Here is a 15,555-nt window from a genome sequence, read left to right on the forward strand (position 1 = left end):
AGCCTCGCCGCCCCGACAACAGACACGGTCTTTTTCTCCAGTGTGGGGGATCAGCCGTCGCTAGAGAGCCAGCAGCTCCCCGGAAAGGCCACACGCCTCCCGGACTTTTCCGTGCCCCAGTGGGCCATGCGTAGCGTGAGCCTGCACACAACCAATCTGTCTCTGGGCAATGGCATTGAGGTGCAGCTAAAGCGCGAGGGAGAGTTCCTCACGGGAACCATCACCAACAACACGGGCGCACTCCTCGAAAATGTCCAGGTGCACTACGGCGGCGGGAGGGCACATTTTGCAACTCTCTCCCCCGGACAGTCCCAGACCGTTCGCTTTACTTGCAATAATAATAATGTGATAAATTTAGGATTCCAGGATGCTGCCTACTATGCCCCGCTACTCGCGACGACTCTTAGTCGTCTGGTGGAGTATCAGTACGAAGCACAGCGTAAGGACGAGGCGATGATCACGGCCTTTACCCGCGAAGAGCTTGTGCCGGTGAGAGTGGAGGGTGTGGCCGCTACCGCGAAAAACATAAACAATGCGCTCATTATCCACGCGCCGGTTGACGCTCCCTAAATTACGGCTACAATAGCGGCATGCACGTATTATTTCTGGGAGGCACGGGCCTCATCTCGACGGCGATTGCTCGCAAGCTGCTCCAGCGCGGCGAGCAGGTGACTTGCTTCAACCGGGGGCGCAGTGAGAACCGGCTGGAGGCGCACCCGAACCTGACGATTCTCAACGGCGACCGGAGCGACAGGGCTGCGTTCGAGGCGCTTTTTGAGGGCAAGCACTACGATGTGGTCGTGGACATGATCTGCTTCGGCCCCGACGATGCCGCCTCCAGCATACGCGCGTTTAAGGGCCGCTGCGACCACTTTCTTTTCTGCTCCACGGTCTGTGTCTACTCCGGCCCACCGATCACGATCCCGACGCCAGAGAGTGAGCCCTATCACTCGATTGGGGGCTACGGCAAGAACAAGGCCGCCTGCGAGCAGCTCTTCCTAAACGAGCCGGACTTTCCCGCCACAGTCATGCGGCCGTCGCACAGCTACGGTGAGGGCGGTATGCTGATTCGACCCGTCGGCGGCTGGGGCTCGTTTGGCACTTTCCCTGATCGCCTCCGCAAGGGCCTTCCGGTGATCGTCCCTGGTGATGGCACGGGGCTCTGGGCAAGCTGCCATGTGGACGATGTCGCGGAGGGCTTTATCTCCGTGATGGGCAAGAAAGCTGCTGTGGGGGAGTGCTTCAATATCACTGGCGAGGAGAACATGACCTGGAACGACTACCATAAAATCGTCGCCGAGGTCGTGGGCGGGACATTTAACCCCGTCTATATTCCGATGAGCGTTCTGGAAACCCTCGCCAAGCCCGACTGGACCGGTGGCCTGCGTGAGATCTTCGGCTGGCCCAGTATCTTCACCACCGATAAGATCAAGGCCATCGGCGGCTACCCTGGCCAGAGCATCTCTTGGCGCGAGGGCGCCCTGCGAACCATCGCCTGGATGGAGACCAATGGCAAGGCGCAACACGCCGAGAGCGATACCTACGAAGATCGGCTGATTGCGGCCTGGAACCACGCGATTCAAGCTCTTCCCTCGCTGGAGGCATAGGTGCGGCCCGTGGGCAAGAACACTCTCTGGCTGGTGGTGTTCTTGCTCGCCCCGGTGGCGCTACTGAACTACTTGGATCGCCAGATGCTCGCCTCCATGAAGTTCTCTGTGATGGCGGAGCTGGTGGATATCAAGAGCGACACGAGCTGGGGGCTGATGCTGGCGCAGTTCAAGTGGGTCTATGCCTGCCTGAGCCCGATTGGTGGCTATCTGGCGGATCGGTTTAGCCGCCGTGGGATTATCTGCGCCAGCCTTGTAGCCTGGTCGGCGATCACGTGGTGGACGGGGCAGGCGACCGGCTATGCAGAGCTTCTCACTGCCCGAACCCTGATGGGGGTAAGCGAGGCGTTCTACATCCCGGCAGCACTGGCGCTGATCATGGACTACCACACGGGAGCGACGAAGTCACGGGCGACAGGCATTCACACGGCGGCGATCTATATCGGGGTGATCCTGGGCGGCTTTGCCGGCTTTGTCGCCGATGCGCCGAGCTTGGGCTGGCGCTGGGCCTTTCACACCGCCGGGGCACTGGGCGTTCTCTACGCCCTCCCGCTCTTTCTTCTGCTCCGCGATGCTCCCCGAGCCGTAGTTTCAGAGACGGCTCCCCAAAACTCGCCTTTATCGGCGCTACGGCAGCTTTTAGGCAACCCCTCGTTTCTTCTTCTCACGGCCTACTTTGCGCTGGCGGCGTGGCCGGGCTGGATGATGAAGGACTGGATGCCGGCGATGCTAAAATCCCAGTTTGAGATCAGCCAGGGGCGGGCGGGAGTCTCGGCGGGGCTCTATGTCAATCTGGCAGGATTTGTGGGGCTTTTTCTGGGGGGACTCTGGGCAGACCGGCTGGTGCGCAAGACGGTTCGGGCACGTGTGCTTGTCAGTGCGGTGGGAATGGCGCTGATTATCCCCGCACTCTTTGGCCTCGGCTACGCCCCAACACTGACGGTGGCGATCTGTTTTTTGGCACTTTTTGGCCTGGGCTTTGGGCTTTTTGACTGCAATAACATGCCGATTCTCTCGCAGCTTGTGCGCCCGGAGCTTCGGGCGACGGGCTATGGTCTCATGAACTTTGTGAGCGTGAGCCTGGGGGGCTTTGCCGATATCGGGGTGGGTAAGCTCCGTGATGCCGGGGTCGCCTTTCCCGTGATTCTGAGTCTTGCCGCCTGTCTGGTGATTGCCAATGTCTTTCTGGTGCTACAGATTCGTCCCCAAGGAGAGCCGATCCCTGAGGGAGTGCGCGGATGAGCTGGACGAAACTGGCGAGCCTGCCGGACCCGGAGGGCTTTGCGGGCGCATTTGCGGGCGTGAGCTGGGGCACGCTGCTCGTGGCGGGAGGGGCGAACTTTCCTGAGAAGCGTCCCTGGGAAGGCGGTACGAAAGTCTGGACGGACACCGTTTTTGCGCTGGATCGCCTACAGGGAGCCTGGAAGGTGGTGGGGAAGCTACCACGTCCGCTGGGCTATGGCGTGAGTGCGTCTTACCGCGATGGTGTGATCTGTGTGGGTGGGAGCGACCTTAGCCAGCACTACTCCGAGGCATTTCGCTTGGAGTGGCGGGCAGGAAGACTGCGCACCCTACCCCTACCTGCGCTGCCGATCCCGCTGGCAAGTGGCTGTGGGACTCTCGTCGGGGAGACGCTCTATGTCGCTGCGGGGCAAGAATCCCCGACGAGCAAGACGGCAAGCAGGCGGTTTTTTAGTCTCAATCTCTCCCGAGCTTCCTCAACCTGGAGAGAGCTGCCGCCCGTGCCTGGCCCTGGTCGGATTCTGGCGACGGCGGCGGCGTTTTCCGGGAGCTTCTGGCTCTTTGGCGGGGCAGAGCTGCACACCGATGAGAGTGGTCTGGTGAAGCGTCGCTACCGGCAAGATGCCTACCAGTACACGCCAGAGAGGGGCTGGCGGCAGCTCGCCGACTTGCCTTCGCCTGTCGTTGCGGCACCCTCACCGGCTCCCACCTCCAAAACAGAGATCTTTATTCTCGGCGGCGACGATGGCTCACGAGTCGGCCTGCTCCCCCAGGAGCACCCTGGGTTTTCCAAAAGCGTCCTGCACTACGACCCGAAAACGAACCAGTGGGCACGCGACGGCGAGACCGGCGTGGCTCGCGTGACCGTCCCCGTGGTGCGCTGGGGAAAGCGGTGGATTATCGCAGGCGGGGAAGCCCGACCCGGTGTCCGCTCCCCCGAGGTCTGGTCGTTTGAGCTTTAGGGGCGCACTATTTTTTGAAGGGGTTGGAGAACTTGGGATCGCTGATGATCGTGTTGTCCGTTAAGGTGCGCAGGAAGGCAACGAGGGCATCGCGGTCTTCTCCTGAGATATTGAGTCGCTGGGGCTGATTATTGGGCCCTTTGAGCCTATTGTCGAGCGCCGGGCCGTTTTGCACGCCGCCGATGTAGTGGTCTACCACTTGTCCCAGAGTCGCGAAGCGTCCGTCGTGCATGAAGGGGCCGGTGACACCAATATTCTTCAGAGAAGGCGACTTGAAGATGCGGGTCTCGCCGGCATCCAGTCCATTGCTTCGGGAGTTCGCATTGAGCGAGAACGTCGGGACACTGTGGCAGCCCGCGCACCCGGCGCCACCTTGGTTGGGAGCGAGCAGATAGACCTGCTTGCCGCGCTCCTCTTGCGCGGTGAAGCCCGCAAACGGCGCCCCCACATTGGCGCCCGGCTGGCCCGGATTAAAGACCTTGGCAAACTCCGTATCAAACTTGCTGTTTACCGAGACCATGCTGCGCTCGTACTGGGCGAGCGCTTTCTGAACGCGATCCTCGGTGATATTGCTATCGCCAAAGACCCACTTGAAGAGCTCAGGGTAGTAGGGCAGGGTGCTCATCTTGCTGGTGAGAGTCGCAAATCCCCCGTGCGCGGCGTCGAAGCCCATCTCGACTGAGTTCTGGATCGGCTGAGTGGCCTGCGCCTCGACACTGGCGGCACGACGGTCCCAGAACATCTGCATTCCCTGATAGAAGCGAAGATTACCGATGCGCATGGCGTGCATGTCGGTCTGGCCGCCTTCAAAGCCGACGCTAAGCGTTTTGTTGTCTACAAAGCCCTGGCTCTGAACATGGCACGTGGCGCAGGCAACGGTGTTGTTGCGGCTGAGGCGCTTGTCAAAGAAGAGCACGCGGCCTAGTGTCGCCCCTTTGTCAGTGATCGGGTTATTGGCAGGCGTGTTGCTTTGCGCCAGCACATTGGCATCGTAGTGCACCGGAAACGCAGGGTTGGCGTAGTTAAAGAGGCTATTCACATCGAGCGTGGTGTACTCTTTAGTACCCGCAAACGGATCCGGCGTAGGGGTAGGCGTCGGAGTAGGGGTAGGCGTCGGAGTGGGGGTAGGTGTCGGTGTTGGGCTTGGTGTAGGACTAGGTGTTGGTGAAGGCGTGGGAGTTGGCGTCGGCGTGGCACCAGGGGCTGGTGTGGGTGTGGGAGTCGCATTGGGATCGGGCGTCGGTGTAGGAGCCGCCGTTGGCCCCGGAGTCGCGGTTGGCGCGGGCGTCGGCGTGGCGGAAGCGCCACCGCCACCGCCACAGCCCATCGTGGCGAGGGTCAGCGCTTGCAGGCCCAGAACGGCAGAGATAACAAAGCGACGGCGGTGGGTGAGCAAGGTTTTGGTATCCATAGTGGCCTCAGGGTAAATCTTAGTCGTGAAGAAGTCATGAAGCAAGCTGGGGACGTGGCATATAGGCGGGGACTTTCAGGCCCCGGATTTATGGGTACAATGGCAACCATGAACGACAAGCGCTGCTACGAGCTTCGTATCTACACGGCGGGGGAGGGCAAGCTCGATGCTCTCAATGCCCGCTTCCGCAACCACACGCTGGGGCTTTTTAAGAAGCATGGGATGACCAGTGTGGGCTACTGGATGCCCTCGGAAAAAGAGAACCCGGAGCGCAAGCTCTACTACGTGCTCTCCTATCCCAGCCGCGAGTTTCGTGATGCGGCGTTTAAAGCCTTTGGGGCCGATCTCGAGTGGCAGGCGGTCTATAAAGAGTCCGAAAAAGACGGCAGGCTGGCAATCAAAGTCGAGTCGCAGTTTCTGCACACGCTGGACTTCTCACCTAAGCTCCCGGCAAAGTCCGCACGACAGCCACGGGCCTTTGAGCTTCGCACCTACTACGCCTCGCCGGGGAACTTAGCGCGGCTCCAGAATCGTTTTCGGCAGCATACCGTCAAGCTCTTTGAAAAGCACAAGATGACCAATATCGCCTACTGGGAACTGGATCCCGATCAGAAAGGCGCGGACAATACGCTGATTTATCTCATGGCCTATCCCAATGAAATGGCTCGGAAGGCGTCGTGGGACAGCTTCCGCACCGACCCGGCGTGGCAAGCGGCGCGAGAGGCATCGGAGAAAGAGGCGGGGGGAGCGCTGACGCTGAAAGAAAAGGGCGTGGTCTCGCTGCCTCTCTTGCCCACGGACTACTCGCCGCTGATCTAGGCGGGTGCGGCACGACAAAGCGCCTTGGCTCATGTGCGAGCCAAGGCGCTTCTTAAGGGAAGCAGAGGCGAATCCTACTTACGCCGTCTCTTGACGATCACCAGCGTCCCCCCTGTGCCAGAAGCGCCAGCGTGCCCGGCTTGGGGACGAAGCATTCCAGGCACTCTACGACGAAGGCTATGGCCGCGACACCCGTGAGATTTTGCAGTCGCTCGGAATCTCTTGAGTTTACCTCTCTAGCAAAATCGTTTAAGTTTAAAGCCTCCCCGACGGTAGAACGCGTAGCTGGAATGTGCTAAAATCTCTCTATGCGTAAGACCATCGTGGGTATCGGACTGGGAGCCGGTTTATTAGCGGTTTCTTTTGGCGTGGGAGCCGCGCCGTCGCAAACTTCCCCTTCACTTGCCGGAGGGGGCCGGGGGGAGGCGAAAACCAAGCTTTCCTACAACCAAGACATTCGGCCCATTCTTGCCGACAACTGCTTCCCGTGTCATGGCCCGGACTCGGCGTCGCGTAAAGCCGGGCTGCGGCTCGATAAGCTTGCCGATGCACGAGCAAAAGGCGCGATTGTGCCGGGCGACCCGCTCGCCAGTGAGCTACTCCGTCGCGTCCGGCTGCCACAGAGCGATGCTCTCGCCATGCCGCCAGCATCGGGCCACAAGCGCCTGACCCCACAGCAAGTCGCGCTGCTCACCCGCTGGATCGGCCAAGGAGCGCAGTACGAGCAGCACTGGAGCTTTCTTGCGCCTAAGCTCCCCCCTATCCCCCGTCCGGCGGGGGGAGTCAAATGGGTTCGCAATCCTATCGATGCCTTTGTGCTCGCGAAGCTGGAGCAGAACAAGCTCACGCCCGCGCCCGAGGCCGATAAGCGCACAATCGCACGACGGCTTGCGCTGGACCTCACTGGCCTGCCTCCGGAGCCCGCCGATGTCGAGGCATTTGTGAGAGACACAGCGCCCAACGCCTACGAGAAGCTTGTGGATAAGTTTATGGCAAGCCCGCAGTGGGGCGAGCACCGGGGCCGTGCCTGGCTGGATGCCGCACGCTACGCCGACACGCACGGGATTCACTTCGACAACTACCGCGAGATGTGGGCGTACCGGGACTGGGTGATCGCGGCGTTCAATAAAAACCAGCGCTTCGATCAGTTCACGATTGAGCAGCTCGCCGGGGACTTGCTGCCCGAGCCCACGCTTGATCAGCGCATCGCGACGGGCTTTACGCGCTGTAATATCACCACCAACGAAGGCGGCTCGATAGACGAAGAAGTTCGGGTCATGTACACGCGGGATCGGACAGAGACGGCGGCGCAGGTCTGGATGGGAAGTACGGCGGGCTGTGCGGTCTGCCACGACCATAAGTTCGATCCGATCAGCCAGAAAGATTTTTATAGCCTCTCCGCGTTTTTCAACAACACGACCCAAAACGCCATGGACGGCAATATCAAGGACACGCCGCCTATTATTCAAGTGCCCGTCGGTGCCGACCGACCACGCTTTCAGGCGCTCCAGACCGAGCTTGGCGAGGCCAAGAGAGCGGTCGAGGCACGTAAGGCTACCGCGAAGGCAGATTTTGACAAGTGGCTCGCCTCCCCGACCCGCGCCGCACTGGCTCCTCCCACGAATGGGCTGATCTTCCAGGCCAAGCTCGACGAAGGCAAGGGTAAGGAGATCGCTGCCGTCCACGAGGGCAAGCCCGTCACCTACCCCATCCTCGGAAGCGGGGCAAGCTGGGGCGAGGGTCAGCTTGCGGAAAAAGCCTTCCAGAAGAAACCCGGCGGCCCGGTAGAGCTCCCTGATGTCGGGGACTTTGACAGCAACCAGGCGTTTACCTGCTCGGCGTGGGTAAAGCTACCGCAGGGCAACACCGGCGGCGCGATTGTTGCCCGCATGGATGAAGGTAGTGAGCACCGTGGCTGGGACATGTGGGTCGAGGGCAATAAAGTGGGGAGCCACATCGTCCACAAGTGGCCCACCGATGCCATGAAGGCCGTCACCCGCGAGGCACTCACCACGGGGGTCTGGCACCTGGTGACGATCACCTACGACGGTAGCCTGAAGCGCGAGGGGCTGAAGGTCTATGTGGATGGACTTGCAAAGGCCACCGAGCCGTCGGGGGAAGGTCTCCGCAGTACGATCAAGACCGCCACGCCCTTCAAGCTTGCCCAGCGCAGTGGCGGAGCGGTGATCGAGGGACTGGGGCTACAAGACTTGCGCCTCTACAATCGGGCACTTCCGGCAAGCGATGTTGCCGCGCTGCTCTCGATGCGCTCGGAGTATCTGCTGGCGATGGGAAGTGAGAAGCTCAAGCCCGCCCAGCGTGATGAGCTGTTCTCTGGCTGGCTGGCATCGGGTGATCCCATCTATAAAGAGCTCTCCGTCAAGCAGGCCGCGCTCCAGAGCGAAGAGGCGGCGATTAAGGGACGCGGAACCGTGGCGCATGTCGCCAATGAGAAGCCTGGTGTGCCTGAAGCCTATGTGCTCTTTCGCGGCGAGTACGACAAGCGCCGCGATAAAGTGACCCCGATGACCCCCGCCGCGCTCCCTGCGATGGACGCCAAGCTCCCGAAAAACCGCCTCGGGCTGGCCAAGTGGCTGCTCTCGCCGGGCCACCCACTCACGGCACGCGTGACGGTCAACCGCTACTGGCAGGAGCTCTTTGGTACCGGCCTTGTCAAGACCGCAGGCGACTTTGGGATCACCGGCGAGCTGCCTAGCCACCCAGAGCTTCTGGACTGGCTCGCGTTAGACTTCCAGAAAGACTGGGATATCAAGCGCTTCTTCAAGCAGCTCGTGATGAGCAGCACCTACCGCCAGGCGGCTCTGCTCACTCCCGAGAAACGCGCCAAAGACCGCGACAACCGCCTGCTCTCCCGCGGCCCGCGCTTCCGCATGGACGGTGAGATGGTGCGCGACTACGCGCTGGCGACCAGTGGCCTCTTGGTGAAGAAGATCGGCGGCGCGAGCGTCAAGCCCTACCAGCCCGATGGGGTCTGGGAGGCCGTGGCGATGATCGGCTCCAACCCCCGCGACTATAGAAGAGACACCGGCGAAAATCTCTACCGTCGCTCGATGTACACCCTCTGGAAGCGCGCTGCACCACCCGCCTCGATGGAGCTCTTCAATGCCCCCAACCGCGAGACCTGCGTGGTAAAGCGCGAGCGCACCAACACCCCGCTGCAAGCCTTAGTGACGCTCAACGACATCCAGTTTGTGGAAGCGGCGCGTCAGCTCGCCACCAACGCCCTCAAGAGCGGCAATGCCCTCGACTATCTCTCTCGCCGTCTCCTGGCCCGCCCGCTTACGGCTACGGAGCGCATCATCACGGAGACAAGCCTAGACGAGCTCAAAGCCCACTACGACAAGAACCCCAAAGAAGCGAGAGAGCTGATCACCTTCGGCGAGTCCAAGCCCGACCCTAATTTCAACACCACTCAGCTCGCCGCCTGGACCATGCTCGCCAACCAAATGCTCAACTTAGACGAGGTACTAAATAAGTAATGAGCGAGCCTGTACCGCTTCGTCTTGATGCCGAAGCGGTGTCTGTTGACGATGAGCTACCTGCTTTTCTGGCTCGACCTGAAGGCGCAAAAGTCTATCATGGCTTTCCTGTCATTGAGGAAACAGAGACTGAAGGGTGGTACTACGGTGCCATTACAGAGTTTCTTGAAACAGGTGGGTGTCGTTCGGGCGATGGATTTGTTGTTGCCCCCGACGGAACAAGGGCAGGTTTGGTTTGGGAAGTGGGGATGGGGGAGTTTGACGAGATCATGGCTCCTGAACAAGACCGATGGGGCGTTTATGGTGTCTGGTTTCCGAAAACGATCTTTACGATTGATGATCTTGTAGTATGTTTTCGCGCTGTTTTACCACAGTTACAAAAAAGGTATCAGGAGATTCAGGATGGCCTTTAGCGACTATAAAAATATCTCCCAGACACAGCGAGAGTTTGGGATTACCTACCGCGAGGAGCGCTTTCTTTTTGCGGAGCCTGCCGCGCCGCCGCAGAGTTTCTTGACCGAGCTGGAGTTCAGCCGGGAGAACATGGATATCTTCACCTCCGAGGCATCGCGCACGGAGCTGGTGATCTCGCCGCTTCTTAGGGAAGCCTACAAGCGCTTCGCAGATCGGTACGCCTTCTGGATTCAGAAGCCGCTGAGCTACAGTGAGAAGCTCTCGGGGATTCCTGATTATCTTATCGCGACCAAGTCGGCGCTGGGGAAGACGGTGCTGGAGACGCCGCTGGTGGTGGTGGTTGAGGCGAAGAAAAACGACTTTGAGCAGGGCTGGGGCCAGTGTCTCGCCGAGCTGATCGCCGCACAGAAAATCAATGAGAGGCCGGATCAGCCGGTCTATGGCATTGTCACCGATGGCGAGCTCTGGAAGTTCGGCAAGCTCGTCGGTACCGATTTTACCTTGGAGACAGTTGGGTATACCCTGACGGACTTGCCGGAGCTCTTCGGCACACTCGTCTATATCTTGGAGACAGCAGTATGAACCGTGAAAAAGAACCGATTGATCCTCTGATTGAGGAGTGGGTGCGCCTGGAGACCCGGCGGCAGTTTCTGCGCCAGGGAGCCAATGCGCTCGGAATGGCCGCGCTGGCAGCTCTTGGCGGCGAGGCGTTTGCAAAACCGCAGGCTTCCCCCACGCGTGGGGGCCAGGGGGCGAAGTACAAAACGGTGCCGGGGGCTTTGCCCAAGCTGCACTTTGCGCCTAAGGCCAAGCATGTGATCTACCTGCACATGGTCGGGGGGCCGCCGCAGATGGACCTCTTTGACTACAAGCCCGAGATGGTTAAGATGTATGATAAAGACCTCCCGGAGTCTATTCGCAAGGGCCAGCGTCTGACGACCATGACCAGCGGACAGGCACGCTTCCCGATCGCGCCCAGCAAGTTTGCCTTCAAGCAACATGGCAAGAGCGGGATGTGGCTCTCGGAGCTGCTGCCGAACCTGGCAACGAAGGCCGACGATATCTGCTTCATTCGCTCGATGCACACCGAGGCGATCAACCACGAGCCCGCCATTACCTACATGCAGACCGGCAACCAGGTGACCGGGCGCCCGTGTTTAGGCGCATGGACAAGCTACGGCCTAGGCTCGATGAACTCCGACTTGCCGACTTTCGTGGTGCTAGTGGCGCAGCCGAGCAATACCGATCAGGTGCAGGCGATCTCGGCGCGGCTCTGGCAGTCGGGCTATCTTCCCGGCGAGCATGCAGCCTGCTCGTTCCGGGCGGCGGGTGACCCGATTCTCTACATCAACAATCCTCCTGGGGTTGATCCGACCGTGCGCCGCACCACACTCAATGGCCTCAAGGCGCTCAACCAGCTCACCTACCAGACCGTCGGGGATGAGGAGACCCACACCCGAATCGCGCAGTACGAGCTGGCATTTCGGATGCAATCGTCCGTGCCTGAGCTGACCGCAGTCACCAACGAGCCTGCCAGCACCTACGAGCTCTATGGGGAAGCGGCCAAGAAGCCGGGGAGCTTTGCCTACACCGCGCTGATGGCCCGCCGGATGGTCGAGCGCGGCGTGCGCTTTGTCCAGGTGTATCTCAATAACTGGGACACCCACGCCAATGTCGCCGGACGGCTGCCGAGCCAGTGTAAAGACATCGACCAGGCGTGCGCGGGGCTCATTCAGGACCTCAAGAACCGTGGCCTGTTTGAGGAGACGCTGATTATCTGGGGCGGGGAGTTTGGGCGGACAATCTACTCACAGGGCGGGCTCTCGAAAGAGAACTATGGGCGCGATCACCACCCGCGCTGCTTCACGATGTGGATGGCGGGCGGCGGCTCCAAGCCTGGCGTCTACGGCGAGACGGATGACTTCTCCTACAACATCGTCAAAGATCCCTGTGATGTCCACGACTTCCACGCCACGGTCCTCCGGTTGCTTGGGGTAGATCACGAGCGCTTCACCTACAAGTATCAGGGGCTGGATCAGAAGCTCACGGGTGTCGAGCCCGCCAAGGTGATTAAAGAGCTGATCGCATGATAGATCTAGGAGGCGATCCACTACAAGGGCCGCTTCCTAAGTGGGGTGGTGGCCTCGTCGCACCCCTTGCCTGTGTCGTCTACGCGCTGATCACACTCGTGCGCGGGGAGGCGTATCTGGGGCGTCACCGTGCGATTGCTCTACAGGGCTCTGATGTTATTGTCTACGGCATTTCGTTATTTTGCTTGGCATTTCTTCGTCATGCTCACTTCTTCTGGGGAAATACCGAGCGGCTTGAGCCCTACTCGGGTTTAGGAAAGACACTGGGAATCGTGGCTTTTGTGCTGAGCTTGGTCTTCTTGGCTATACGAGTTCTACGCCCGATGTGAGAGGAGTTGGCATGCAAAAAATAAACCCCTCTCCCGTTATCGGAAGAGGGGTGGTGGGCGAGGGCCGAGATACTTAGACCTCGGCGGTCTTGACGGTCTTGATGATCCGTGCGGCCACTTTATAGGGGTCTGCAGCGGAGTTGGGACGGCGATCTTCCAGCCAGCCCATCCAGCCCTTCTGAACCGCGCCAATCGGGATGCGGATAGAGGCACCACGATCCGAGACGCCGTAGGAGAACTTGTTCCACGGTGCCGTCTCGTGCTTGCCGGTCAGACGCAGGTGGTTGTCCGGGCCATAGACATCAATGTGTGCCATGATAATCTCTTCAGGAGCGAACGCCTGGCAGATCTTATCATAGACATCTTTGCTGCCTGAGGTGCGCAGCGCCGTGTTAGAGAAGTTGGCGTGCATGCCCGAGCCGTTCCAGTCGGTGTCGCCTAGCGGCTTACAGTGCCAGTTGATCCAGACATCGTAGGACTCCCCGATGCGCTCCAAGAGATAGCGAGCGATCCAGATCTGGTCACCAGCCTCTTTCGCGCCCTTGGCGAAGATCTGAAACTCCCACTGACCCGTCGCCACTTCGGCGTTGATTCCCTCGACATTCAGGCCTGCCTGAAGGCACTGCTCTAGGTGCTCCTCGATAATCTCGCGGCCAAAGGCGTTGCGTGCACCGACGGAGCAGTAGTAGGGGCCTTGCGGCCCGGGGTAGCCACGGTCGGGGAAGCCCAGGGGCTTGTTGGTGGCGCCGGTGTAGAGGAAGTACTCCTGCTCGAAGCCGAACCAGAAGTCGTTGTCGTCGTCCTCGATTGTCGCGCGGCCATTGGAGCGGTGGGGCATTCCGTAGGCATCTAAGACCTCGCACATCACGAGGTAGGCGGGGGTGCCTAGCTTAGAGCGCTCGGGATCGGGGCAGATAAAAACCGGCTTAAGCTGGCAGTCCGACGAGCCGCCGGGGGCCTGCTCCGTGGAAGAGCCGTCAAAGGACCACATCTCACAGTCTTCTAGCTTGCCGCTAAAGTTGGTTTCGATCTTGGTCTTGCTACGAAGGCTCTGCATCGGCTGGTAGCCGTCGAGCCAGATATATTCGAGTTTTGCTTTTGCCATACTGACGATAATTCTACCCTTTTTTATGTTTCCGTTAGGTTTCCATTAATAAAGCCCCGCCGATTTTGGCAGGGCCTTGAAGAAAGCTCGTAGGACTACGGGCAAGCGTTCGTATCTTCGGAGTCGAAGATGGGGCCGCCGGGGATGCCGTGGTAGTCGTTGTAGGGATCTGTCAGAGTGCTGATGGTGGCAGCAGGGTTTTCCAGAGCTGTCCCCTTCACGGGAGCGGTAATCCCCGCACGCCAACCATAGACGGGGGTGCCAATAGGACGGCCATTGACCGCCGTTGTCGTAAACTGGTTGGGGGCAGGATTTGCCCCATAGCGGAACCACTTGGCATGCCCATCGGAGAAACAAATATTGCTACCGTCGTTGTGACGACCATCTGCCAGAAAGTTCTGTGAGCCCAGCTTGACCGTCGGAGCGGCGTTTTCGTTGCGGTGGGTTCCATCGAAGAACATGATCGTCTCCGCAGGCAGGCTCGTTGCGGCCATCGAGTTCACCGGAGTGAAGGCCCCCTTGAGTGCGGGCATTCCGCCACCGCCACACAGGTTCTCGCCAAAGAGCCCAAAATTTGGGACGATCCCGACGTAGCGGAAGCCGCCCGACCAGAGTGGTCCAAGACGGCTGTACCAGTCAAGGCCTGGCTTGTAGCTAGGGCAGTTGAAGATTTCCACATTTTTCATGTACGGCTGTAGTAGATCATAAACCGTGATCACGGACGGCCCCCCCGCAGGAAGCGCCACGGGGACGGTTATGGCAAGAGGACGTGGCCCCATGTAGGCCGCCTGTGGGAACGTCTCATCGTAGTCCTGCACGTACTGCATGGCAGCAAGACCGATCTGCTTTTGGTTAGAAAGACAGGAAATCGAGCGGGCTTTTTCGCGGGCTTGTGCGAAGACCGGGAAGAGAATGGCGGCGAGAATCGCGATGATGGCGATGACGACGAGAAGCTCTATGAGCGTAAATGCACGTTTCATTGTACAGAGAAGTTCCTTATTGTTGATCTAGGATAAGAGAGTCGCAAGAGTCTACCTGACTCGCAGCACATTTGTAAAGAGAGGATTAATATCCGCGATCTCAGGCCGTACGCGGTTAGATTTTGTTCCGCATCACTGCCTCTAGGAGTCGCGTCACTTTCAGGCCCTCTTCACCGGTGACGTGCCCTGGCTCACCGCGCACCAGCGCTTGGACAAACGGCAGATGAGTAGGAGTGGGCGTCTCAAAGCGCCGCTCCTCACCGTTTATGGTGAACGCTGCTCCGTCAAACGGATCGCAGGTGAGTGTGCCGTCGGAGCCAAAGATCTCTAAAATATCCCGGCTGGGCCGCGTGTGAAAATGAAAGCACGCTGATGCGAGCACGCCACTGGCAAAGCGCAGGGAGAAAACGGTGTCGTTCTCAGCGCTATGGTGCGCGAGGCGATTCGCCGCGAAGCCGTGTACTTCAGTGATGTCTCCCAGAAGAAAGCACAGCATGTCGAGCCGATGCGAGCCGACATCTACCACATGACCTCCGCCTGAGATTGCCGGGTCTACGCGCCAGCCACTCGCTGGGGCCAGAGTGCAGAGCTGGAGCCGCGCTCCCAGCACCGTACCCAGCTCGCCCGCCTCCAGCGCGGCTTTGATCGCCTGGAACTTGGGCCAGTAGCGCCGGTAGTAGGCCACGTGAAGCGAGACACTATGTGCCTTACACGCCGCGATCATCTGCTCGCCCTCGGCAACACTCAGCGCCATGGGCTTCTCCACCAAGACATGCTTGCCGGCCGCCGCTGCCTGAAGTGTCTGCTGACAGTGGAGATGCGGGGGCGTGGCAATATAGACCGCATCTATCTCGGGGTCGGCGAGCAGCGCCTCAGTAGTATTGTAGGCGCGCTTGGCCCCATGTCGCTGTGCAAAGTCTTCGGCTTTTGTTAAGTCCCGCCGCATCACCGCGATCAGCTCGGAGCCCTCTGCTTGATAGAGCGCAGGGCCGCCTTTTTTCTCTGCCACATCGCCACACCCAACAATCCCCCAGCGAACTAAACTCATAGATGTAACTCGTTTCGTGTAATTTAATTCTGAATTAACAATTCTCTT

The 15,555-nt window shown here is 59.8% G+C and carries 14 protein-coding genes; 10 read left to right on the plus strand and 4 right to left on the minus strand.

Annotation, left to right across the window (positions count from 1 at the left end; translation table 11 throughout):
- The 4 genes from AC1XOS_RS10425 to AC1XOS_RS10440 form a co-directional block, all read left to right on the plus strand.
- Positions 1 to 570: hypothetical protein (locus tag AC1XOS_RS10425; RefSeq protein WP_481962161.1), on the plus strand; the 570-nt coding region annotated here is incomplete at its 5' end.
- Positions 571 to 590: 20 nt separating this feature from the next.
- On the plus strand, positions 591 to 1,607 hold the full coding sequence (locus AC1XOS_RS10430) for an NAD-dependent epimerase/dehydratase family protein (RefSeq protein ID WP_481962162.1): 1,017 nt from the start codon (positions 591 to 593) through the stop codon (positions 1,605 to 1,607).
- A 9-nt stretch (positions 1,608 to 1,616) separates the two neighbouring features.
- Positions 1,617 to 2,849, plus strand: a complete 1,233-nt coding sequence (locus AC1XOS_RS10435) for an MFS transporter (protein WP_481962163.1) — start codon at positions 1,617 to 1,619, stop codon at positions 2,847 to 2,849.
- Positions 2,846 to 3,811, plus strand: coding sequence for a galactose oxidase (locus AC1XOS_RS10440; protein ID WP_481962164.1), 966 nt, complete (start codon positions 2,846 to 2,848; stop codon positions 3,809 to 3,811). Before AC1XOS_RS10435 ends, AC1XOS_RS10440 begins: the two co-directional genes overlap by 4 nt.
- Positions 3,812 to 3,818: 7 nt before the next feature.
- Here AC1XOS_RS10440 and AC1XOS_RS10445 read toward each other — a convergent pair whose 3' ends face one another.
- Entirely contained in the window at positions 3,819 to 5,222 is a 1,404-nt protein-coding gene (locus AC1XOS_RS10445) for a cytochrome-c peroxidase (protein WP_481962165.1), read from the minus strand.
- Between the two features lie 108 nt (positions 5,223 to 5,330).
- On the opposite strand from AC1XOS_RS10445, the gene AC1XOS_RS10450 reads away from it, so the two are divergent.
- From AC1XOS_RS10450 to AC1XOS_RS10475, 6 genes are all read left to right on the plus strand, one after another.
- A complete protein-coding gene (locus AC1XOS_RS10450) occupies positions 5,331 to 6,041 on the plus strand; it encodes an NIPSNAP family protein (RefSeq protein ID WP_481962166.1) in 711 nt (236 codons plus the stop codon).
- A gap of 308 nt (positions 6,042 to 6,349) precedes the next feature.
- Positions 6,350 to 9,541, plus strand: a complete 3,192-nt coding sequence (locus tag AC1XOS_RS10455; RefSeq protein ID WP_481962167.1) for a DUF1553 domain-containing protein — start codon at positions 6,350 to 6,352, stop codon at positions 9,539 to 9,541.
- Positions 9,541 to 9,954 (plus strand): 3-deoxy-8-phosphooctulonate synthase, encoded by a 414-nt coding sequence (locus tag AC1XOS_RS10460; protein WP_481962168.1) that lies wholly within the window; start codon positions 9,541 to 9,543, stop codon positions 9,952 to 9,954. Before AC1XOS_RS10455 ends, AC1XOS_RS10460 begins: the two co-directional genes overlap by 1 nt.
- Positions 9,944 to 10,537: a hypothetical protein gene (locus AC1XOS_RS10465; protein WP_481962169.1), complete on the plus strand. Its 594-nt coding sequence runs from the start codon at positions 9,944 to 9,946 to the stop codon at positions 10,535 to 10,537. The genes AC1XOS_RS10460 and AC1XOS_RS10465 overlap by 11 nt, the downstream gene beginning before the upstream one ends.
- A complete protein-coding gene (locus tag AC1XOS_RS10470) occupies positions 10,534 to 12,045 on the plus strand; it encodes a DUF1501 domain-containing protein (RefSeq protein ID WP_481962170.1) in 1,512 nt (503 codons plus the stop codon). Before AC1XOS_RS10465 ends, AC1XOS_RS10470 begins: the two co-directional genes overlap by 4 nt.
- On the plus strand, positions 12,042 to 12,374 hold the full coding sequence (locus AC1XOS_RS10475; RefSeq protein WP_481962171.1) for a hypothetical protein: 333 nt from the start codon (positions 12,042 to 12,044) through the stop codon (positions 12,372 to 12,374). The genes AC1XOS_RS10470 and AC1XOS_RS10475 overlap by 4 nt, the downstream gene beginning before the upstream one ends.
- Positions 12,375 to 12,447: 73 nt before the next feature.
- Here the strand turns inward: AC1XOS_RS10475 and AC1XOS_RS10480 are convergent, their stop codons facing one another.
- From AC1XOS_RS10480 to AC1XOS_RS10490, 3 genes are all read right to left on the minus strand, one after another.
- The gene (locus tag AC1XOS_RS10480) at positions 12,448 to 13,479 is read right to left on the minus strand and encodes a glutamine synthetase beta-grasp domain-containing protein (RefSeq protein ID WP_481962172.1); all 1,032 of its coding nucleotides are present in this window, start codon (positions 13,477 to 13,479) and stop codon (positions 12,448 to 12,450) included.
- A 95-nt stretch (positions 13,480 to 13,574) separates the two neighbouring features.
- Positions 13,575 to 14,459: a prepilin-type N-terminal cleavage/methylation domain-containing protein gene (locus AC1XOS_RS10485; protein WP_481962173.1), complete on the minus strand. Its 885-nt coding sequence runs from the start codon at positions 14,457 to 14,459 to the stop codon at positions 13,575 to 13,577.
- 115 nt (positions 14,460 to 14,574) lie between these two features.
- Positions 14,575 to 15,507 (minus strand): Gfo/Idh/MocA family protein, encoded by a 933-nt coding sequence (locus AC1XOS_RS10490; protein ID WP_481962174.1) that lies wholly within the window; start codon positions 15,505 to 15,507, stop codon positions 14,575 to 14,577.
- Positions 15,508 to 15,555: the final 48 nt, after the last annotated feature.

The organism is Armatimonas sp. (assembly GCF_964826245.1).